This window comes from Bradyrhizobium sp. ORS 285 (assembly GCF_900176205.1).
Taxonomy (GTDB): Bacteria; Pseudomonadota; Alphaproteobacteria; order Rhizobiales; family Xanthobacteraceae; genus Bradyrhizobium.
The window spans coordinates 7,460,288-7,481,257 of record NZ_LT859959.1 but is presented as its reverse complement, the minus strand read 5'-3'; the positions used below and the strand labels follow the sequence as shown (position 1 = coordinate 7,481,257).

Below are 20,970 nucleotides of genomic sequence, written 5' to 3'. Positions count from 1 at the left end.
CGCAGCGAAGCAATCCAGGGGCGTGGACGGGACTCTGGATTGCTTCGCTGCGCTCGCAAGGACGCGGATAAAGCGGTGGCCAAGTTGGGGCGGTATCTTGGCCAGGAATTACGGCGGCGATTGGGGAGGCGTCTCGGGCTCACTGGGACTACGTATTCGACGTCGCGCGTCAACGAGCCGATGTCTTCGACACCGCTGCCGCCTGAGCCCCATTCTGACCCATCATCCCTTCCGCCGTGCGGCCACTGCGATCGACAGCAGCGTCCGCTGCGCGATCGCAGCCGCCAGTCCCGGCTGCTTTCGCATATCCAGCGCTGCCGTCGCGAGCTGATCGATGATCGGCAGCAAGCGGGCAGGGGAGAAGTTGCGCAGCGCCGTTTCTGCGCTTGGCTTGCGCGAGAAGTGCAGCCGCGGGAAACCGCCTTCGAGAATGCTCGAAATCGGTGTGCCCGAGGCGACGGCGAGCGCCGATTTGTGCAGCCATGCCGCATGCCGCTGCGCGGCCGAGATGATCACGCCCGGATAGGTGCCGGCGATCATCGCCTTGCCGAACTCGGTCTCGACCACATCAGGCTTGCCGCCGAAGGCGCCGTCGACGATCGGGTCGAGCTTCATCTCCGAGGCGTCGGCGACCACGGCCATGACATGGTCGAGCGTCACCTCGCCCTCGCCATGCGCAAACAGCGTCAGCTTGCGCACTTCGTTGCGTGACGCCTGCCGGTCGCCGCCGAGCAGCGCCATCAGATAGGCACGCGCGTCCTGCGAGATGCGCAAGCTCGCGATGCGGAGTTCGTCGTCGATTAGCTTAGCCAGGTCGCGCTCGGTGTCCGGGTAGCAGGCGATCGCAACCGCGCTCGCCGCCTTCTCGCAAATCTTGCGCAACGGCGAATCCGGCCGGATGTCTCCGGCCTCGATGACGATGCGGCAGTCGCGCACGCTCATCTGGGTGAGCGTCTCGACGCCGCTGGCAAAGGTCCGCGAGCCGGCGCGGACGCGGATCGCGCGGCGGCCGCCGAACAGCGGCACGGTCATCGCCTCGTCGACCAGCCGTGACGGTTCGGCCGCGAGCTCATCGCCATCGAGCCGGACCACGGAAAACGGATCGTCGGGATTGTCGACGGCGGAGGCGATCAGCGCCTCGGCGCGTTCGCGGACGAGGCCAGCATCCGGCCCGTACAGCAGGATCAGCGGACGGGCGGCGTCCGGCTTAGCAAGGAAGGCGTCGATGTCTCGTCCGCGCAGCGCGACCACGGCGGTGTCAGCCGTGCGTCAGGTGCCCGCGGTGAAATAGGCCGCGAGCCGCGTCTTGATCTTCTCCGCCACCTCCTCGGAGGCGCGGTCCTCGGCATCGTTGAACGCGCGCTGCCGGGCGAAGCGCTGGTAGGAGCCGGGAATGTCGTAGGACGTGCGAGCGAAGGTCGTGCCGGTCATCACCGATTTGTTGGTGGCCAGCTCGACCAGATTGTACTGCACGTCGATGCCGACATTCTCGGTGGTCGGCAGGCCGGTGGTCTGCGACACGATCAGCGACGACCGGCTGGTCTGGAACTTGAGCACCAGCTTGTGGGTCGGTGCCGTCCCGGTCGCGGTGCCGTAGAGCTTGAAGGCGAGCGAGTTGCGGATGGCGACGCCGAGGCGTGCCTCGGGCGAGGCGTTCGGCTTGTCGACCGGCGGCAGCTCGATGCCCATGAGCTTGTCGCGCAGCGCCGGCGTGCCGTCGGCATGCTCGGCATACATCGGCTGGAAGCAGCCAGCCGTCAGCCCAGCCAACGCGGCCACGGCAACCAGCCGTGCAGCGATCCGAAACCTAGCCGACGACATTCACGATCCTCTTGGGAACAATGATCACCTTGCGGACGGGCTTGCCGTCCAGCGCCAGTTTTACTGCATCGAGGGCCAAAACGGCAGACTCAATTTCCGGATTCTGCGCGTTGCTGGCGACTGTGACTTCTCCGCGCTTCTTGCCGTTGACCTGCACGACCAGGGTCATGCTGTCCTCAACCAGCAAATCTCGTTCGATTTGCGGCCAGGACGCCTCGGAGATCAGGCCGGAGTGACCCAGCACCTGCCAGCATTCCTCGGCCAGATGCGGCATCATCGGCGAGAACAGCTGGACCAGGATCCCCGCAGCCTCCCGAATCGCCCAGGCAAGGTCTGGGGCCGGCTTGGCCGACTTCGCCAGCACGTCGGCCAGCGCATTGGCGAATTCGCGGATATGCGCCAGGCAGACGTTGAAGTGCAGCCGCTCGATGCCGCCGGTCACCTTGTCGAGCGCGCCATGCGCGGCCTTGCGCAGCGCCAGCGCGTCCGGACCAAAGCTGGCCGGACGGGAAGAGGGGGCCTCGGCCGAGGCCGTGACCGATTCGTTCACCAGCCGCCACAGGCGCTGGACGAAACGGGCCGCGCCCTGGACGCGCTCGTCGCTCCAGATCACGTCGCGATCCGGCGGCGAGTCCGACAGCATGAACCAGCGCGCGACGTCGGCGCCGTAGCTCTCGATGATGTCGTCGGGGTCGACGGTGTTCTTCTTCGACTTCGACATCTTCTCGATCGGGCCGATCGTGATGTCCTCGCCGGTCGCGGTCAGCACGGCGCGGCGGCCATTGCCGCCGACCTCGATCTTGACCTCGGCCGGATTGACGTAGGTACCGTCGGCCTTCTGATAGGTCTCGTGCACCACCATGCCCTGCGTGAACATGCCGGCGAACGGCTCGTCCATGGCGACGTGGCCGGTCGCCTTCATGGCGCGGGTGAAGAAGCGGCTGTAGAGCAGATGCAGGATCGCGTGCTCGACGCCGCCGATATACTGGTCGACCGGCATCATCCGGTTGGCCACCGAAGGCGTCGTCGGCGCGGTCTCGTTCCACGGATCGGTGAAGCGCGCGAAGTACCAGGACGAATCCACGAAGGTGTCCATGGTATCGGTTTCGCGCGTCGCCTTGCCCCCGCACTTCGGACAGGTGACGTGCTTCCAGGTCGGATGATGATCCAGCGCGTTGCCTGGCTTATCGAAGGTGACGTCGTCCGGCAGCACGACCGGCAGCTCCTGCGCCGGCACGATATCGCAGGTCGGACAGTGAATGATCGGGATCGGGCAGCCCCAATAGCGCTGGCGCGAGATGCCCCAGTCGCGCAGGCGGAAATTGACCTGGCGCTCGCCGACGGCAGCGCCGCCGCGTTGCTCGGTTTCCAGACGCTTGGCCACCTCGTCCTTGGCCTGCGCGATCGTCATGCCGTCGAGAAAGCGCGAATTGATCAGCCGGCCGTCGCCGTCGAACGCGGTGTCGGTAATGACGAAGCTCGCGGGGTCCTGACCTTCGGGGCAGACCACCGGCGTGTTGCCGAGACCGTATTTGTTGACGAAGTCGAGGTCGCGCTGGTCATGCGCCGGGCAGCCGAAGATGGCGCCGGTGCCGTATTCCATCAGCACGAAGTTCGCGACGTAGACTGGCAACGTCCAGCTCGGGTCGAACGGGTGCACGGCGCGGATGCCGGTATCGAAACCCTGCTTCTCGGCGGTGTCGATCGCCTCCTGCGCGGTGCCGATGCGCTTGATCTCGGCGATGAACGCGGCGAGCTCCGGGTTCTTGGCGGCGGCAGCCTGGGCCAGCGGATGGTCGGCCGAGATCGCCATGAACTTGGCGCCGAACAGCGTGTCGGGGCGCGTCGTGAAAATCTTCAGCTCGCTCTCGCCGGCCGGCGTTGTCTTGGGATCCAGCGCAAAGCGGATCAGCAGGCCTTCGGAGCGGCCGATCCAGTTCCGCTGCATCAGCCGCACCTTGTCGGGCCAGCGGTCCAACCCGTCCAGCGCGTCCAGCAGCTCCTGCGAGTACTTCGTGATCTTGAACACCCATTGGTTCATCTCACGCTGTTCGACTACCGCACCGGAGCGCCAGCCGCGGCCGTCGATCACCTGCTCGTTGGCGAGCACCGTCATGTCGACCGGATCCCAGTTCACCTTGCGCTTCTCGCGCTCCACCAGCCCGGCTTGCATGAAGTCGAGGAACATCTTCTGCTGGTGCTTGTAGTAGGACGGGTCGCAGGTCGCGAACTCGCGGGCCCAGTCGAGCGACAGGCCGATCGAGCGCAGCTGCTTCTTCATTGCCGCGATGTTGTCGTAGGTCCATGCCTTCGGCGCGACCTTGCGCTCGATCGCGGCGTTCTCCGCCGGCAGGCCGAACGCATCCCAGCCCATCGGGTGCAGCACGTTGAAGCCCTTGGCACGCATGAACCGCGCCAACACGTCGCCGAGCGTATAATTACGGACATGGCCGATATGGATGCGTCCCGACGGATAGGGAAACATCTCGAGTACGTAGTATTTCGGACGCGGATCGTCGTTCTTGGTGGCGAAGATCGCCTTCTCGTCCCACTGGCGCTGCCAGCGCGGCTCGGCTTCACGGGCGTTGTAGCGTTCGGATGTCATGGAATCGCTTGTAATTTTCGAGGATTCGCGTCGTTTCAAGACGGCGGACTAGGCCACAAAAGCAGCATGCGGGTCAATGGGGCGGCAGATGATGATACCATTTCGTGCAGCTGCTAAGCGACGGTAATCGCGGGATTTTTTACGCGCCTCGCGGCCAGTGTCGAAGGTCCGATTGAGGCACGGTTAAGACTTGAATGGGAGACTGAGTGCATACATCCAGGCATCTGCCCGCATCTGGGGTCACTCCACATCGTGTCCGGCGCTACGTACGACGAGCTTGACTTCGAGTACGCGACCACTGTCGCGGAAAAAGCCATGAAATCCATGGCACAACAGCGCGTGCCACCGACGCCTAACAACTTCCATCTGTGGTTCAAGTACTCACTCGGCTCGGCGTCGGACCTCAAGCGCGCGGTCGACATCCTCGTCAGCAACAAGCGCAAGTTCGATAAGACCACCAACCAGGCGCTGTTCGATACGTATATCGGCCAGCAGGGCACGGAAGCGGCTGTCGTCCACAAAGTCTCGCAGCAGTTGCATGGCGTGATGGACTCAGCCAAGAGCTATCTCACGGCTGCGATCGCCGACAACCGCACGCATATGGAAGCGATCGACGGCGTTGCCGAGCGCAGCGAGCAGGGTGTCGACCCGAAAATCCTGATCGAGAATCTCGTCAGTGAGCTCGCCCAGGCAACCGCGCGCGCCGCCAAGCTGGAAGCGAGCTTCGCCGAGAAGTCGCGCGAGCTCGACACGATCAGGGACTCGCTGAACAAGTCGGAGCAGCGTGCGCGCACCGACACGCTGACCGGTCTGCCCAACCGTCGCGCGCTCGAAGAGTTCTTCCGCCATGTCCAGATCGCGGCGATGGAGCAGGACGAGCCGCTCAGCATTCTTCTGATCGACGTCGACCACTTCAAGAAGTTCAACGACAATTACGGCCACGGCGTCGGCGATCAGGTGCTGCGCCTCGTCGCCAAGGCGCTGCGCGAGCGCGTCCGCGACAACGATCTGCCGGCGCGCTATGGCGGTGAGGAACTGATCGCGGTGCTGCCGCAGACCGATCTCGAAGGCTGCACGGCGATCGCCGAACGCATCCGGCGCACCATCGCGGATTGTCAGTTCACGCGGCGCTCGACCGGCGAAGTGCTGCCGCAGATCACGGTGTCGATCGGGGTCGGCCAATTCCAGTTCGGTGAATCGATGGCGGATCTGATCGATCGCTGCGACCGCGCGTTGTATCTCGCCAAGAAGCTCGGCCGCAATCGCGTGGTCACCGAGCTCGAACTCGACCGCAAGCTGGCTGTCGGCTGATATCGCGCCAGCTCAGCCGGCGCGCGCAACGTCCCTGGTGTCGTCCGAGACATCGCCGAAGCCATCCCCGAAGCCATGGCCGACAACCGTGTTGCGTCCGCGATGCTTGGCGGCATAGAGCGCAGCATCCGCCGCTTCGATCAGGTCGGCGGGCGTCAGTGACTCATTCGGCCGCGTCGAAGCGACGCCGACGCTGACGGTCACGCAGAGATGCGCCGAGGTCGCATGCGGCAGTTCCAGCTCCAGCACCGCTGCGCGCACATGCTCGCCGACCTCGAGCGCCTGCTTGGCGTTCATGCCCGGCAACAGCAGGCAGAATTCCTCCCCGCCATAGCGCCCGGCAAAGGCCATTGTTGCATCCGCGATCTGCGCCAGCGTCTCGCCGAGCCGTGACAGGCAGGCGTCGCCTTCGGGATGACCATAGGTATCGTTGTAGAGCTTGAAGTGATCGACATCGATCATCAGCAATGACAGGTCGGTGCCGGTCTGCTCCGCGCGCGTCCATTCGATGTCGATGCGGTTCTGAAAGCCGCGGCGGTTGGCGAGGCCGGAGAGCATGTCGATCGACGCCATCACCGTCAGCCGGTCATTGGCGGCGACCAGCTCGCGTTCGCGCTGGCCGAGCTTGGCCGCCATCGCGTTGAACGACTTCGCCAGCGGCACGAACTCCGACGGCAGGTGCTTGGTCGCGACGCGCGCCGACCAGTGGCCATGGCCGAAGCGCTTGGCGGTCGCAGCGAGCATGCTGACGGGCTTCACGATCAGCTTCTCGGCGGCGATCAGTGCGCCCAACAACACGATCAGGCAGACCAGGCCAGCCTGAAGATAAGCGTTGCGGATCTCGCGGTCGATGGCGGCGGTGACACGGGTTTCGTCGATGCTGACGATCAGGCGCGAGCCGCTGTCGGCGATGCGCGTGAAGGTGATGGCGCGCTTGGAGCCGTCGGCTGCGGTGAAGCTCATCGTCTCCGTCGGCTTGCTCGAACTCATCGCCGTCTCGGCAACGGCTGACAGCAGCGGCACGCTGTCGAGGGGCCGGCCGATCAGATCGGTGCGGTCGGCGGGCGCCGCCAGCACGGTTCCCTCGCTGTCGATCAGCACCGCCGTGATGCCCGGACGGCCGCCAAGATTGCTCATGATCTTGGACATCCATTCCAGGTTCACGCTGGCGAGCATCACCGCGTCCGGCTCGCCGGTGATCGCACCGACCGGATAGGCTGCCATCACGATCGGCATGTGAGTCGGCTTCGACAACAGATAGTCGCTGAAGACGAAGTCGCGTGCTTCCTGGGCGCCGCGGAAATACGGTCGGTCGCTGAAATCGAGGCCGACATATTGATTGTTGGTCGAGCACTGGATGCGGCCGTCGCGGCCGGCGATCATCAAGGTGCGGATCCAGGGCAGCGTCGCCGGCAGGCTGGCGCGCATCATGTCGCAGCTGCGGCTGATGCCGGTGGCCGACGCCCGGACATAAGCGGTCGACTTCAGCACCGTCTCCACCGACATGATGACCTCGCGCTGCATGTCGGCGCTCTGCCGGGCGAGCGCGAAGAATTCTTCGGATGCGAGTGCGATCTGCCGGGTCCGGGCGCCTTCCAGCGACCGGGCGCGTTCCAACATCAGCGGCGCGACCAGGATGAGGGCGAGCAGCGCCAGGCGCGCGCGAATCCCCATCAGCCGGTTCAGCTTCACTCTATTGCGATTGAAGCGGATGCTTGGCATTTCTTTCCCCCACCCCCGGTTGGGCAAGCTAAGGGGAAGGGTTCAAGAACCCTTTCTCGAACTCCGTAAAATTGCAGCCAAACCCGTAAATCTACCGACGGATGCCATCGTGACCGACGCCTCGAACGCCACCTCGTCTATCACCACCGCGCTCGCAGCCGTCGAGCGGGAGATCCTGCGCGCCTGCGCCGACGCCAAGCGCGATCGCGCCTCGGTGACCCTGATCGCGGTGTCGAAGACGTTCGCCGCCGACGCGATCGAGCCGGTGATCGTTGCCGGACAGCGCGAGTTCGGCGAAAACCGCGTTCAGGAAGCCAAAGGCAAATGGCCGGCGCTGATCGACGCGCATCCGGGCCTCGTGCTGCACCTGATCGGGCCGCTGCAATCCAACAAGGCCAAGGAGGCGGTGGCGCTGTTCGATGCCATCCATTCGGTCGACCGGCCGAGCCTCTGTTCCGCGCTGGCCAAGGAGATCGCCGCGCAGGGCCGGCACCCCAAACTGTTCGTCCAGATCAACACCGGCGAGGAGCCGCAGAAGGCCGGCATCGCGCCCGGCGATGCCGATGCTTTCATCGCGAGTTGTCGCAAGGAATATGGGCTCGAGATTTCCGGCCTGATGTGCATCCCGCCGGTCGACGAGGCGCCGGGTCCGCATTTCGCCCTGACGGCCAAGATCGCTGCCCGCAATGGCCTGGCCAACCTGTCGATGGGCATGAGCGCCGACTTCGCCACCGCCATCCAGTTCGGCGCCACCCATGTGCGGGTGGGCTCGGCGATCTTCGGTCACCGCTGAGGGCAACCGCCCTTCGTTGCTGATCTATTCGAACCTGACCGACACCCGCCCGAGGTCGCCGAAATCGGCGTCCATGACGTCGCCGCTGGCGATCGGCAGTGGCGGGTGACAGGTTCCGGTCGTCACCACCTGCCCTGCCCGCGTCGTGATGCCGAGCGCGCTGAGCTCGTTGACCAGCCATGCCAACGCCACCCGGGGATCACCGAGCACGTTACGGCCGTGGCCGATGAAGATCTCTCCGCGCAGCGTGATCCGCGGCCGCTCCTCGACCAGGTCGCGGCTGCGCCAACCCGCGCTGGCCGGCTCGCCGAGCACGAACAGATGCGCGCACGCATTGTCGGCGATCAGCTGCGCCTCGCCGGCGCTGACGAACTCGGCGAACCGCGAATCCGGGATCTCGATCGCCGGATGCAACGTATCGACCGCGGCGAGCACCTCGGCGACATCATAAGGTGTCGACCGCGGCGGCAGGTCGATGCCCAGGCGGAAGGCGAATTCCGGCTCCGCGACGCGCATCGCATTGCTGGCCATCGATGCGGTGCCGCCCACCGGCAGCACGGTTTCGGCGAGGATCCGCCCGGCCATCGGGCCGGCGACGTTGATGTGGCGCTGCCCGGCCTCGCTGGTGGCGGCGATCTTCCAGCCGAACAACGGCTTGTCCGAGTGTTTTTCCAGCTCGGCCTGGATCGCATAGCCTTCCGCCCGGTCGCGCGGGCGCAGCTCCGGGGGCAGCTGCGAAAACTTGCTCCCGTGTCGCCAGTGCGAGCGCAGGATTTCCGAGGCGCCGGCAGGCTGATCGGTCGCGCGCATGATGTCCTCCCAGTCTCTTATTCGATCCAGTCTCTTCTTATGAGATGACGATCCTGGTGCGCGGGCCAATCCTTTGCAACAGCGTGAGCATCGCCGGCCGGGTCATCGCCACGCAGCCGGCGGTCGGACCGAAATGCGGCCGCGCCAGATGCAGGAACACGGCGCTGCCGCGGCCCGCGATCCGGGGCCTGGTGTTGTGGTCGATCTCGATGATGAAGTCATAGAGATGGTCCTGGCGTGCCAGCCGGTCGCCGGGCTGGTCGCCGTGCAGCCGGATCGCCTGGTTGTAGTGACGGTCGGCGGGATCCTCGCACCAGGCATCTTCGGGACCGATCCGTCGCACCGGCAGAGAGGTCTGCGGACGCGGATGCCGGTCGGCCCGCCACCACAGCCGGCGCGGGTAGAATGTGCCGCGCGGGGTGCCGCCATCACCCTCGCGCTTGTTGGCGAGCACGCCGCCACGCCCGAGAGCCACCGGAATCACATGGCCCCAAACCGTCAGCCAGCCGCGCTGCCTGGACCCGGCCTTGGTGCGAATCGCGATCAGGCTCGCTGGCATACCAGTGTACCTCGTCCATAAAGAGATGAAACAACGTGCCTTTTCATTGCCATGCATTGCCCGGCAATTGCCTTAATGTCGGCGAATGGTCCGCGGCGACGGTCGAACGGGACATTCATCGCATTCCCTGCCCAATTCTGGAGTAGAGTGGCTGCCGCTTGTGAATCGGTAACAGCCCCCTACTTCAAGACGGAACAGGGCTCATGAGCCTGTTTGCCCACCGCTGCGGCGCCCACTTCCCGCATTCCCGCCGGCGCCACCAAGAGGATTGTACCTATGGCCAATGCCCGCAAGATCCTGATCGTGGATGACGACACCGATCTGCGCGACACCCTGATGGAGCAGCTCTCGCTGCATGACGAATTCGAGGCCCAGGCCGTCGACACCGGCGCCAAGGGCGCCAGCGCAGCAAAGGCGAACTCGCCCGATCTGGTCCTGATGGATGTCGGCCTGCCCGACACCGACGGCCGCGAGGTGGTGCGGTCCCTGCGCAAGGGCGGCTTCAAGGCCCCGATCATCATGCTGACCGGCCACGACACTGATTCGGACACGATCCTCGGGCTCGAATCCGGCGCCAATGACTACGTCGCCAAGCCCTTCCGCTTCGCCGTCCTGCTTGCGCGCATCCGCGCCCAGCTGCGCCAGCACGAGGCCAGCGAGGATGCGGTGTTCTCGGTCGGCCCGTACAGCTTCCGGCCCGGCTCGAAGATGCTGACCGGCGCCAATGCCCGCAAGGTCCGCCTCACCGAGAAGGAAACCGCGATCCTGCGGTTCCTGTACCGCGCCGGCCAGCAGCCGGTGTCGCGCGAGACCCTGCTGCAGGAAGTCTGGGGCTACAATTCCGGCGTCACTACCCATACGCTGGAGACCCATATTTACCGTCTCCGCCAGAAAATCGAGAAAGATGCCGCCAATCCAGAGATTCTGGTGACGGAGGCCGGTGGCTACAAGTTGGTGCCGTGATACGGTTCGGGGATGGCGGTCTGCCGTCTATGATATTGGTTCCATTTCGCCTTCCCCGGGCCCTTTATGTCGATCGAAGACGATATTGCGCTGTTGGAGCGCGTCCCGACCCTGCGTCTGTTGGGAAGCGATTCGCTGCGCATGATCGCGATTGGCTCCGAGCAGCGTAACATCCAGAACGGCGAGACCCTGTTCCGCGAGGGCGACACGGCCGATTGCGGCTATGTCGTCCAGCGCGGCAAGCTGCGCATCAGCGACGAGGTCGGCGCCGAGATCGTCGCCACGCCGACCATGCTGATCGGCGAACTGGCGCTGCTGGTCGAGATGCGGCGGCCCGCGACCGCGACGGCGCTGGAATATTCCACCGTGGTGCGGATCTCGCGCAGCCTGTTTCAGCGCGTGCTGGAGAGCGATGCCATGGCGGCGCGCCGCCTGCGCGACGAGTTCGCCCACCGCGCCAACCGCATCGCCAATGACATCCTGACCGCCGGCGCCAAGCTGACATCGTGAGGTCTTCACCTCTCCCGAAGGGAGAGGTCGGATGGTATCGCCAGATGCGGGTGAGGGGTTAAGGTCTATCGATATGCACGCAAGCCCCCTCACCCGGCGCTGCGCGCCGACCTCTCCCCGGTGGGGAGAGGTGGAGAGCGCGGCCACAGATGTTGGCGTCAACTGACGGCAAGTCCTACACGTCCAAGGTCACCGTGACCGGCACGTGATCCGACGGACGCTCCCAGCTGCGGGCGTCGCGCAGGATGCTGAAATCGGCGACCCGGTCCTTCAGCGCGCGTGACACCCAGATGTGGTCGAGCCGGCGGCCGCGATTGCCGACGGTCCAGTCGGCGGCGCGATAGCTCCACCAGGTGTAGACCTTCTCCGACATCGGGATGCGCTCGCGCGCGACGTCGACCCATTCGCCATGGGTCTGCGCTGCCAACAGCTTCTCGCATTCGATCGGCGTGTGCGAGACCACCTTCAGCAGCTGCTTGTGCGACCAGACGTCGTGCTCATGCGGCGCGACGTTGAGATCGCCGACCAGGATGTGGCGGTCGTCGCCGCGGGGGTGCAGCGGCTCGCACGCCTTCATCTCGTCGAGGAATTGCAGCTTGTGCTCGAACTTTGGATTGAGCGCGGGATCGGGAATGTCGCCGCCTGCCGGAACGTAGAAATTATGCAGCACGAGCGGCTGCGCGAGCTGCGCCTTCTCGCCGAACGCCACGGTGATGTGGCGCGAATCCACCTTGTCGCAGAAGGTCCGGACGTGGGTATTCTCGAACGGCCATTTCGAGATCACCGCGACGCCGTGATAGCCCTTCTGCCCGTTCAGCGCGACGTGCTCATAGCCCAGCCGCTTGAAGCGCTTCAGCGGGAAGGCGTCGTCGATGCACTTGGTCTCCTGCAGGCACAGCACATCGGGCCGAACCTGCTTGATGAATTTGGCGACGAGATCGATGCGCAGGCGCACCGAGTTGATGTTCCAGGTGGTCAGGACGAGACGCATGAGATCTGCGATAGCATGGATTGAGCTGGCGTCAGCCCTGCGGCTGCGCAGCCGGCTGCCCCGATCGCGCTGCGATCGGCGTTTCCGCGATCCTTATCCCCAGCAATGATGCGCACGCCGCCTTCGATGCCAGAACCTCATGGTGAGGAGCGCCGAAAGGCGCGTCTCGAACCATGAGGCCCGAGCCGGGCCTCGCCCTTCGAGACGCCCGCCTTCGGCGTGCTCCTCAGGGTGAGGGAAGGCAGATGTGCTCGTGACGTGAGAGGCAGACCTGTCCTCCTCACGGACGCAAATGTACCAAGACGGTTTCCTTCGTCATTGCGAGCGCAGCGAAGCAATCCAGGGTGGTGGGCGGGACTCTGGATTGCTTCGCTGCGCTCGCAATGACGGTGGATAGACCATCTTTGGAGTGAGGCTCCCGACGAGGACGCAGCTCAGCGCCGCTTGGCCTCGATCACGTCCCACACGCGGGCGGCGATATCGGGGCCGCCGAGCCGCGAGATCGCGCGGATGCCGGTCGGCGAGGTCACGTTGATCTCGGTGAGATTGCCGTCGATGACGTCGATGCCGACCAGCAGCAGGCCGCGCGCACGCAGCTCCGGGCCGAGCGTATCGCAGATCTCGCGCTCGCGCGGGCTGAGATCGGTGGCCTGCGCGGCGCCACCGCGCACCATGTTGGAGCGCAGATCGTCAGCGGCCGGCACGCGGTTGACGGCGCCGGCGAACTCGCCGTCGACCAGGATGATGCGCTTGTCGCCGTGCTTCACCTCGGGGAGGAAGCGCTGGATCACCCAGGGCTCCTTGAACGTCACCGAGAACATGTCGAACAGCGAGCCGAAATTCATGTCCTGCGGCATCACCCGGAATACCGCCGCGCCGCCGTGGCCGTGCAGCGGCTTCATCACCACGGCGCCGTGCTGGTCGCGGAAGGCGTTGATCTCGTCGAGATCGCGCGAGATCAGGGTCGGCGGCATCAGCTGCGGGAAGTTCATCACGAACAGCTTTTCCGGCGCATTGCGCACGCTGGCGGGGTCGTTCACCACCAGCGTCTTCGGATGGATGCGCTCGAGGAAATGCGTCGAGGTGATGTAGGCGAGATCGAACGGCGGGTCCTGGCGCAACAGCACGACGTCGAACGAGGTGAGTGGGGTCGGCTTCGGCTCGCCGAGCGTGAAGTGATCGCCGACCTGGTCGCGCACCGTCAGCGCCTGCACTGGCGCGACCACCTCCTCGCCGCGCAGCGACAGCTTGTCCGGCGTGTAGTAGCTCAGTCCGTGCCCGCGCCGCTGCGCCTCGAGAAGCATCGCAAACGTCGAGTCGCCGCGGATGTTGATGCGCGCGATCGGGTCCATCTGGACGGCGACATTCAGTTTCATGGGCAGGTCCCTGCTCTCTGCAGTCGGTTCATGTCAGGTGCTGGCGTCGAAGGCTGCGATCAGATGGCGCGGCAGACTGCGCGGCGCAACCAGAATCGCGTCGAACCGCAGCTCCAATTCGGCATGGTCGGGATGCGCCATCAGCCAGGCCTGGGCGGCATCGATGATGCGCTGCTGCTGGCGCGGCGTCACTGCGTAGGCTGCGTCGTCGAGCGAGGCGCGGGCCTTGACCTCGACGAAGGCGACCAGGCCGCGCTTGCGCGCGATGATGTCGATCTCGCCATGCGGTGTACGGAAGCGCTTGGCCAGGATGCGGTAGCCCTTGGCGATCAGCAGCGCTGCGGCGCGCGCCTCTGCCGACAGGCCGGTGCGGAACGCGGCGACGCGTTCCGGCGCGGCGGTCTTGGGCGCAGCGGTCTTGGGCGGCTTCTCGGGATCGACCCGCTCAGTCCGCGCCATCGGGCTCTCCCGATTGTGCGTCCTTCGCGAGTGCCAGCGCACGCGCATAGACCTCGCGCCGCGGCCGGCGCGACAGCTCGACGGCATGCATCACGGCATCTTTCACGCTCGACCGCTGCAGGAGATCCGTGAGCAGTGCGTCGACGGCGCTGTCGGTCATGACCTCGGCGTCCCGCGGCGGCGGTCCGATCACCAGCACGAATTCGCCGCGCGTCTCGAGTTCGTCGGCGCGTGCGGCGAGGTCGCCGGTGGTGCCGCGCAGCACCTCCTCGTGCAGCTTGGTGAGCTCGCGGCAGATCGCAGCCTGTCGTCCCGCCATCGCGTCGGCGAGATCGGCCAGCGTCTCCTGCACGCGGCTGCCCGCCTCGAACACCACCAGCGTGGCCTCGACGCGGGCCAGCTCCGACAGCCGCGTGCGCCGCGCCTGCTGCTTGGCCGGCAGGAAACCTTCGAAGAAAAACCGGTCGGTCGGCAGTGCCGCGACGCTCAGCGCGGCAAGGACCGCGGAGGGACCAGGCAAGGCGGTGACGGCGTGACCGGCCTCGCATGCGGCACGCACCAGCTTGTAGCCGGGATCGGAGATCAGCGGCGTGCCCGCGTCCGACACCAGCGCGATGGCTGCGCCCTCGGCCAGGCGCTGCAGGATCTTCGGCCTGACCGCTTCCGCATTGTGCTCGTGATAGGCAGCAAGCTCGGCGCCGAGGCCGTACCGCTCGGCCAGCCGCCGGGTGATTCGCGTGTCCTCGCAGAAGATGACGTCAGCGCCGGCCAGCGTCTCCAGCGCGCGCAGCGTGATGTCGCCGAGATTGCCGATCGGCGTCGCCACGAGGTGCAGGCCCGGCCGGGCGCGCGGCGCCGCGATGCGATGTCCCGCCACCAGATAGGTCCACGTGGTGGAAGATTTGCCGTCGTCCGGCGAGATGTTCGGGATTGCCTTGGCGCCCATCGGGGTAATTTAAAGGGCCGGGCGGGGGAATGCCACCGGGGAACAGTGGTTCTATGAATGTGAAGGTCCGACAACCTCCGTCGGTCGCGCCGTTCATCCGCGCTTCAACTTCGGAAATGCACTTCAAAGGGCGTTGATCCCAACAGGGGATAGGCCGTGCAAAACGTCGATTTGATCTTCGCTGTGGTTCTGACAGCCTTTTGTTTTGCTTAACTATTCGTCGACAATATGAATGGATCAGCACGGCCTGGGGGGCGTGCGGTTGGGGAACTTCTGGCCGCTTCCGGCCGAACGTAGAGATGTCATGGTGGGCCCGCGTCATCCCAGTTCTCACGCTCCGGGACCCCATGGGGTTGCCCGGCGAACCGCGCTTGGCCTGATCCTCGGCGCACCGCTGCTGTCGGCCTGCTCCAATGTGCAGCAGGGCTTCAATCCGTTCGAGACGCCGACCGGTCCGTCCGGACCGCCGCAGCAGCCGGCTGTCGCAGGGAACGGTCAGGTCAAGGTCGGACTGATTCTGCCGCTGTCGGCCTCCGGCAATGCCGGCGTGGCCGCGCAATCGATGAAGAACGCCGCCGAGATGGCGCTCGCCGAGTTTCAGAACCCCAACATCCAGCTGCTGATCAAGGACGACGCCGGCAGTCCGCAGGGCGCGCAGCAAGGGGCACAACAGGCCTGCGACGAAGGCGCGGAGATCCTGCTCGGGCCGCTGTTCGCAGGCTCGGTGCCGCCGACCGCCCAGGTCGCGCGCACGCGCAACATCTCGGTGATCGCGTTCTCGACCGATTCGAGCGTGGCCGGTCGCGGCGTGTATCTGTTGAGCTTCCTGCCGGAGTCCGATGCGACGCGCATCGTCGACTACTCGGCCGGCGTCGGCAAACGCTCCTTTGCGGCGCTGCTGCCCGACAATGCCTATGGCACCGTGGTCGAAGGTGCGTTCAAGACCGCGGTCAGCCGACGCGGCGGGCGCATCGTGGCGTTCGAGAAATATGCCGGCGACCGCACCATGGCGGTGCGGGCGGTGGCGCAGGCGCTGAGCGGCGCCGATGCGCTGCTGCTGGCCGATGACGGCGAATCCGTCGTGGCGACAGCGGACGCGTTGACCGCGGCCGGCGCGAACCTGCGTGCCGTCCAGCTGCTCGGCACCGGTCTGTGGGACAATCCGCGCGTCTACAACAGTGCCAGTCTGCAGGGTGGTCTCTACGCGGCGCCCGATCCCTCAGGCTTCCGCGCCTTCGCCGGCCGTTATCGCACCCGCTTCGGCGGCGATCCCGTGCGCACGGCGACCTTGGCCTATGACGCGGTGGCGCTGGTCGCAGCGCTCGCCCGCACGCAAGGCGCCCAGCGCTTTGCGCCTGACGTGCTCACCAACGCCTCCGGCTTTGCCGGCATCGACGGCCTGTTCCGTTTCCGCAGCGACGGCACCAATGAGCGCGGGCTTGCAGTGATGCGCGTCGGCTCGGGCGGCGGCCAGGCCGTGGCCGGTGCGCCGAAGAGCTTTAGCGCGACCTGAGGACAGTTCGTCAGGCGGCGAGATCGGCGACGACGGCGTCGAGCACGGGAAAGCCGTCCTGGGTGACGCGCAGCCGGCCATCCGGCTCCACGGCGATGGCGCCCTCCTCGCGCAGCAGCGCGATGCGGCGCGGATCGAGCGTTCGACCGGAGATCGCGGCGTAGCGCTTGGGATCGATACCCTCGCGGAGACGCAGCCCCATCAGCAGGAATTCGTCGGCGCGCTCCTCGCTGTTGAGCAGATCGTCGGTCATCACGCCGTGACCGTTGGACTCGACGCGCATCACCCAGGCTTCGGGCCGCTTGTCGGTCGCGGTGGCGTGTCTGACGCCGTCGATGTCGAGCCGGCCATGCGCGCCAGGGCCGATGCCGGCATATTCCTGACCGCGCCAATAGACGAGGTTGTGCCGGCACTCCGCGCCGGGACGCGCGTGGTTGGAGATCTCGTAGGCCGGCAATCCATGACGGGCGCAGACCTCCTGCGTGACGTCATACAGCGTCCGCGCGAGACCCTCGTCCGGCGTCTTCAGCTTGCCGGCGGCGTGCAGGCCGAAGAACGGCGTGCCCTCTTCGATCGTCAGCTGATACAGCGACAGATGCTCCGCCGCCTCGCCGATCGCGCGCGACAACTCCGCGGTCCACATGGCCGGCGTCTGGTCGGGCCGCGCATAGATCAGGTCGAACGAATAGCGGTCGAACGCGCCGCGCGCGATCGCCACCGCCTTCATCGCTTCTTCGGCGGTGTGCAGCCGTCCGAGCATCTTTAGCGACGCATCGTCCATCGCCTGGACGCCAAGCGAGACGCGATTGACGCCCGCCGCGCGGTAGCCGGCAAAGCGGGTGGCCTCGACGCTGGTCGGATTGGCTTCCAGCGACACCTCGACATCAGCTGCGACGTGCCAGTGCTTGCCGATCGCATCGAGAATGGCGCCGACGGTCTGCGGCTGCATCAGCGACGGCGTGCCGCCGCCAAGAAAGATCGAGCTGACGGTGCGTGGCCCTGTCCGCGCGGCGGTGGTGGCGATCTCCTGCGCGAAGGCGCGAGCAAAGCGGTCCTGGTCGATGGCAGCGTGGCGGACGTGGCTGTTGAAGTCGCAATACGGACATTTCGACAGGCAGAACGGCCAGTGCACATAGACGCCGAACGCTTTGCTGTCAGCGCTGCTCAAGACAGATCTCCGCGAGCTTCACGAAGGCACGGGCCCGGTGCGACAGGCCAAGGCCGAGCGGCGGCAGGCCGTGCTTCTCGATGCTGGTCATCTCGCCGAAGGTGCGGTCGTGGCCATCGGGCAGGAACATCGGGTCATAGCCGAAGCCGGCCGTGCCGCGGGGCGGCCATACCAGGGTGCCGTCGACGCGTGCCTCGACCTCCTCGATGTGCCCATCCGGCCAGGCCACGCATAGCGCCGAGACGAAATGCGCGGTGCGCTTCTCGGCGGTCGTGGCGCCGCGCTCCTGCAGCAGTCGCTCGATCCGGGTCATCGCCCCGGTGAAGTCCTTGTCCGGGCCAGCCCAGCGTGCCGAGTAGATCCCAGGCGCGCCATCCAGCCCGTGAACCACGATGCCCGAATCGTCGGCAAAGGCCGGCAGCTGCGCGGCTTCCGCGGCGGCCACCGCCTTGATGCGCGCATTGGCAATAAAGGTGTCGCCAGTCTCCTCCGGCTCGCCGAGCCCGAGCTCGCCGGCGGAGACGGCTTCGATGCCATGGGGCGCCAGCAGCTCGCGCATCTCGGCGAGCTTGCCGGGATTGTGGGTCGCGATCACGATGCGACCGGAGAGCTTGCGATGCGAGCTCACGCGACCGCCATCTTCTGCAGATCGACCAGCCGCGCGACGCCCTTGCGCGCCAGCGCCATCAGCGCCAGGAACTCGGCTTCGGTGAACGGCGTCTTCTCCGCCGTGCCCTGCACCTCGATGATGCGGCCATCGCCGGTCATGACGAAATTGGCGTCGGTCTCGGCCTCGGAATCCTCGGCGTAGTCGAGGTCCAGCACCGGCGTGCCGTTGTAGATGCCGCAGGAGATCGCGGCGACATTGTCGCGCAGCACCTCGGTCTTGATCATGTTGCGCGCCTTCATCCACTTGATGCAGTCGGCCAGCGCCACCCAGGCGCCGGTGATCGAGGCCGTGCGGGTGCCGCCGTCGGCCTGCAGCACGTCGCAGTCGACCGTGATCTGGCGCTCGCCGAGCGCCTCCAGGTCGATTGCGGTGCGCAGCGAGCGGCCGATCAGGCGCTGGATCTCGACGGTGCGGCCGGTCTGCTTGCCCGAGGACGCCTCGCGGCGGGTGCGCTCCAGAGTGGCGCGCGGCAGCATGCCGTATTCGGCGGTGACCCAGCCACGCCCCTGGCCCTTGAGCCAGGGCGGCAGCCGGTCCTCCAGGGTGGCGGTAACCAGCACATGGGTGTCGCCGAACTTCACCAGGCAGGAGCCCTCGGCGTATTTGACGACGCCGCGTTCCAGGCTCACGGGCCGCAATTCATCCGGTGCACGGCGGCTCGGCCGCATGATTCTCTCCGTGGAAAAGGCAAAAGACGGGGTTTAACGGCCTTGTAGGTGCCGGGACCCGCAGCGGCAAGGCCTATCACGCCGGAACACGCCCACAAGACCGGCTTGCCACCGAGCCGCCGCATGGCCAAATTATATGCAGATGGGTGAGGAGGATATCTGGTGGCCCACCACGATCCGATCAACCTGATGACACCGCCGGCGGGGCTTGCGCAGCTCAACGAGCGCTCGCGCGAGATCTTCCGCCAGATCGTCGAGAGCTATCTTGCGACCGGCGAGCCGGTCGGCTCGCGCAACATCTCGCGGCTGATCGCGGTTCCCCTGTCGCCGGCCTCCGTGCGCAACGTGATGGCGGACCTGGAGCAGCTCGGCCTGATCTATGCGCCGCACACCTCGGCCGGCCGGCTGCCGACCGAAGCGGGCCTGCGCTTCTTCGTCGACGCGCTGATGCAGGTCGGCGACATGACGGAAGCGGAGCGGCAGTCGATCCAGAGCCAGCTCGCCGCCGTCGGCCGTGCGCAATCGGTCGAGGCCGCGCTGGACGAGGCGCTGACCCGGCTGTCCGGCCTGACCCGGGCGGCCGCGGTGGTTCTCACTGCCAAATCCAACACAAGGCTGAAGCACATCGAGTTCGTGCGGCTGGAGCCCGAGCGCGCATTGGTCGTGCTGGTCGGCGAAGACGGACAGGTCGAGAACCGGGTGCTGGCGCTGCCGCCCGGCGTGCCGCCGTCGGCGCTGACCGAGGCCTCCAATTTCCTCAATTCCCGGATTCGCGGACGCACTTTGGCGGAAGCGCGGCTGGAGCTCGAGACGGCGCTCGCAGCCGATCGCGCCGAACTCGATCAGCTGACGCAGAAGGTGATCGCGGCCGGCGTCGCGAGCTGGTCCGGCGGCGACAGCGACGATCGTCAGCTGATCGTGCGCGGCCACGCCAATCTGCTCGAAGATTTGCATGCGCTCGAGGATCTCGAGCGCGTCCGCCGGCTGTTCGACGATCTCGAGACCAAGCGCGGCGTGGTCGATCTGCTCGGCCGGGCGGAGAGCGCCGAGGGCGTGCGCATCTTCATCGGCTCGGAGAACAAGCTGTTCTCGCTGTCGGGCTCGTCGACGATCGTGTCGCCTTATTCGGATGCGACGGGGCGCATCGTCGGCGTGCTCGGCGTCATCGGTCCGACACGGCTGAACTACGCCCGGGTCATTCCAACGGTCGATTATGCCGCCCGTCTGCTTAGCCGGCTGATGGGTGGCTGATCTCGGACATGGTTAACCCGCCGCCCGCGCCACCGTCAGGCTGCGCTTGATTTTCAGCGCCCAAAGCACGATATCCCGCCCGACATCCCCCAGAACCCGCCGAACTTGCGAGAAGTCTGTCCATGACCGATCCCGACCTGCATCAGAACGATCCGCAAAACCCTGCGCAGGCCAGCGAACCCGTCGTCTCCAAACCCTACATCATGCCCGACGACCCGGAGGCCGGCTCGGCCGAAGCCCTGGCGAAGGAAGCGGCCGAGGCGCGCGACAAGATGCTGCGCACGCTGGCGGAGATGGAGAACCTGCGCAAGCGAACCGCTCGCGAGGTTGCGGACGCGCGGATGTACGGCATCACCGGCTTCGCCCGCGACGTGCTCGACATCGCTGACAATCTGCAGCGCGCGCTCGATGCGGTACCGGCGGAAACGCGCGACAACGCCGATCCCGGCCTGAAGTCGCTGATCGAAGGCGTCGAGCTCACCGAACGCTCGCTGCTCAACACGCTGGAGAAGAACGGCGTCAAGAAGTTCGATCCCACGGGGCAAAAGTTCGACCCGAACTTCCAGCAGGCGATGTACGAGGTGCCTGATCCGTCGGTGCCGTCGGGCACCGTGGTGCAGGTCGTACAGGCCGGCTTCATGATCGGTGAGCGCATCCTGCGCCCGGCGCTGGTCGGCGTCTCCAAGGGCGGCGCCAAGACGGCGCCCGGGGCCGGCAACGACCAGTCGAACAGCGCGGCTTGAGGCGGCTGGCTCCGGGGCTGGCAAGTCCAAGCTTTATCTCACGACCAGAGGCGCCGATCCGGCTCGGATGCGGCGCCTCAATGCTGTTTGA

The 20,970-nt window shown here is 66.2% G+C and carries 20 protein-coding genes; 7 read left to right on the top strand and 13 right to left on the bottom strand.

Annotation, left to right across the window (positions count from 1 at the left end):
* Positions 1-222 precede the first annotated feature (222 nt).
* Genes holA through leuS form a run of 3 tightly spaced genes read right to left on the bottom strand, consistent with a single transcriptional unit; the run spans position 223 to position 4,426 of the window.
* Positions 223-1,251, bottom strand: coding sequence for a DNA polymerase III subunit delta (gene holA / locus BRAD285_RS33655; RefSeq protein ID WP_006612684.1), 1,029 nt, complete (start codon positions 1,249-1,251; stop codon positions 223-225).
* Positions 1,252-1,269: 18 nt separating this feature from the next.
* A complete protein-coding gene (gene lptE, locus BRAD285_RS33650) occupies positions 1,270-1,821 on the bottom strand; it encodes an LPS assembly lipoprotein LptE (RefSeq protein WP_006612685.1) in 552 nt (183 codons plus the stop codon).
* Positions 1,808-4,426: a leucine--tRNA ligase gene (gene leuS, locus BRAD285_RS33645; RefSeq protein ID WP_006612686.1), complete on the bottom strand. Its 2,619-nt coding sequence runs from the start codon at positions 4,424-4,426 to the stop codon at positions 1,808-1,810. The genes lptE and leuS overlap by 14 nt, the downstream gene beginning before the upstream one ends.
* Before the next feature lie 324 nt (positions 4,427-4,750).
* On the opposite strand from leuS, the gene BRAD285_RS33640 reads away from it, so the two are divergent.
* Complete coding sequence (locus BRAD285_RS33640; protein ID WP_006612687.1) at positions 4,751-5,737, top strand: GGDEF domain-containing protein; 987 nt, start codon at positions 4,751-4,753, stop codon at positions 5,735-5,737.
* A gap of 12 nt (positions 5,738-5,749) precedes the next feature.
* Here the strand turns inward: BRAD285_RS33640 and BRAD285_RS33635 are convergent, their stop codons facing one another.
* Positions 5,750-7,459 (bottom strand): diguanylate cyclase domain-containing protein, encoded by a 1,710-nt coding sequence (locus BRAD285_RS33635; RefSeq protein WP_006612688.1) that lies wholly within the window; start codon positions 7,457-7,459, stop codon positions 5,750-5,752.
* A 109-nt stretch (positions 7,460-7,568) separates the two neighbouring features.
* On the opposite strand from BRAD285_RS33635, the gene BRAD285_RS33630 reads away from it, so the two are divergent.
* Positions 7,569-8,252, top strand: a complete 684-nt coding sequence (locus BRAD285_RS33630) for a YggS family pyridoxal phosphate-dependent enzyme (RefSeq protein ID WP_006612689.1) — start codon at positions 7,569-7,571, stop codon at positions 8,250-8,252.
* A 24-nt stretch (positions 8,253-8,276) separates the two neighbouring features.
* Here BRAD285_RS33630 and BRAD285_RS33625 read toward each other — a convergent pair whose 3' ends face one another.
* Positions 8,277-9,062 carry a 2-keto-4-pentenoate hydratase gene (locus tag BRAD285_RS33625; RefSeq protein WP_006612690.1) on the bottom strand — a complete coding sequence of 262 codons (786 nt, stop codon included), beginning with the start codon at positions 9,060-9,062 and terminating at the stop codon, positions 8,277-8,279.
* Positions 9,063-9,099: 37 nt separating this feature from the next.
* A complete protein-coding gene (locus tag BRAD285_RS33620) occupies positions 9,100-9,621 on the bottom strand; it encodes a L,D-transpeptidase (protein WP_006612691.1) in 522 nt (173 codons plus the stop codon).
* Positions 9,622-9,897: 276 nt separating this feature from the next.
* Here BRAD285_RS33620 and BRAD285_RS33615 point away from each other — a divergent pair, with 276 nt between their 5' ends.
* Together BRAD285_RS33615 and BRAD285_RS33610 are read left to right on the top strand one after the other, a co-directional pair.
* Positions 9,898-10,584, top strand: a complete 687-nt coding sequence (locus tag BRAD285_RS33615; protein ID WP_006612692.1) for a response regulator transcription factor — start codon at positions 9,898-9,900, stop codon at positions 10,582-10,584.
* 66 nt (positions 10,585-10,650) lie between these two features.
* Positions 10,651-11,094 (top strand): cyclic nucleotide-binding domain-containing protein, encoded by a 444-nt coding sequence (locus tag BRAD285_RS33610; RefSeq protein ID WP_006612693.1) that lies wholly within the window; start codon positions 10,651-10,653, stop codon positions 11,092-11,094.
* 175 nt (positions 11,095-11,269) lie between these two features.
* On the opposite strand, the gene BRAD285_RS33605 is transcribed toward BRAD285_RS33610, so the two are convergent.
* The 4 genes from BRAD285_RS33605 to rsmI all read right to left on the bottom strand — a co-directional run bounded on the left by BRAD285_RS33605 (position 11,270) and on the right by rsmI (position 14,866).
* Positions 11,270-12,085 (bottom strand): exodeoxyribonuclease III, encoded by an 816-nt coding sequence (locus tag BRAD285_RS33605; RefSeq protein WP_006612694.1) that lies wholly within the window; start codon positions 12,083-12,085, stop codon positions 11,270-11,272.
* Positions 12,086-12,519: 434 nt separating this feature from the next.
* Positions 12,520-13,461, bottom strand: a complete 942-nt coding sequence (gene gshB / locus BRAD285_RS33600; protein ID WP_006612695.1) for a glutathione synthase — start codon at positions 13,459-13,461, stop codon at positions 12,520-12,522.
* Between the two features lie 33 nt (positions 13,462-13,494).
* Complete coding sequence (locus BRAD285_RS33595; RefSeq protein ID WP_006612696.1) at positions 13,495-13,920, bottom strand: YraN family protein; 426 nt, start codon at positions 13,918-13,920, stop codon at positions 13,495-13,497.
* Entirely contained in the window at positions 13,907-14,866 is a 960-nt protein-coding gene (gene rsmI / locus BRAD285_RS33590; RefSeq protein ID WP_006612697.1) for a 16S rRNA (cytidine(1402)-2'-O)-methyltransferase, read from the bottom strand. The genes BRAD285_RS33595 and rsmI overlap by 14 nt, the downstream gene beginning before the upstream one ends.
* A 304-nt stretch (positions 14,867-15,170) precedes the next feature.
* On the opposite strand from rsmI, the gene BRAD285_RS33585 reads away from it, so the two are divergent.
* On the top strand, positions 15,171-16,379 hold the full coding sequence (locus BRAD285_RS33585) for a penicillin-binding protein activator (RefSeq protein WP_006612698.1): 1,209 nt from the start codon (positions 15,171-15,173) through the stop codon (positions 16,377-16,379).
* 10 nt (positions 16,380-16,389) lie between these two features.
* Here BRAD285_RS33585 and hemW read toward each other — a convergent pair whose 3' ends face one another.
* The 3 genes from hemW to rph form a co-directional block, all read right to left on the bottom strand.
* The gene (gene hemW, locus BRAD285_RS33580) at positions 16,390-17,547 is read right to left on the bottom strand and encodes a radical SAM family heme chaperone HemW (protein WP_006612699.1); all 1,158 of its coding nucleotides are present in this window, start codon (positions 17,545-17,547) and stop codon (positions 16,390-16,392) included.
* Entirely contained in the window at positions 17,534-18,106 is a 573-nt protein-coding gene (locus BRAD285_RS33575) for a non-canonical purine NTP pyrophosphatase (protein WP_244422252.1), read from the bottom strand. Before BRAD285_RS33575 ends, hemW begins: the two co-directional genes overlap by 14 nt.
* Positions 18,107-18,171: 65 nt before the next feature.
* Positions 18,172-18,885 (bottom strand): ribonuclease PH, encoded by a 714-nt coding sequence (gene rph, locus BRAD285_RS33570; RefSeq protein WP_006612701.1) that lies wholly within the window; start codon positions 18,883-18,885, stop codon positions 18,172-18,174.
* A gap of 162 nt (positions 18,886-19,047) precedes the next feature.
* Here rph and hrcA point away from each other — a divergent pair, with 162 nt between their 5' ends.
* Positions 19,048-20,136, top strand: coding sequence for a heat-inducible transcriptional repressor HrcA (gene hrcA, locus BRAD285_RS33565; protein ID WP_006612702.1), 1,089 nt, complete (start codon positions 19,048-19,050; stop codon positions 20,134-20,136).
* A gap of 122 nt (positions 20,137-20,258) precedes the next feature.
* On the top strand, positions 20,259-20,879 hold the full coding sequence (gene grpE, locus BRAD285_RS33560; RefSeq protein WP_006612703.1) for a nucleotide exchange factor GrpE: 621 nt from the start codon (positions 20,259-20,261) through the stop codon (positions 20,877-20,879).
* Positions 20,880-20,970: the final 91 nt, after the last annotated feature.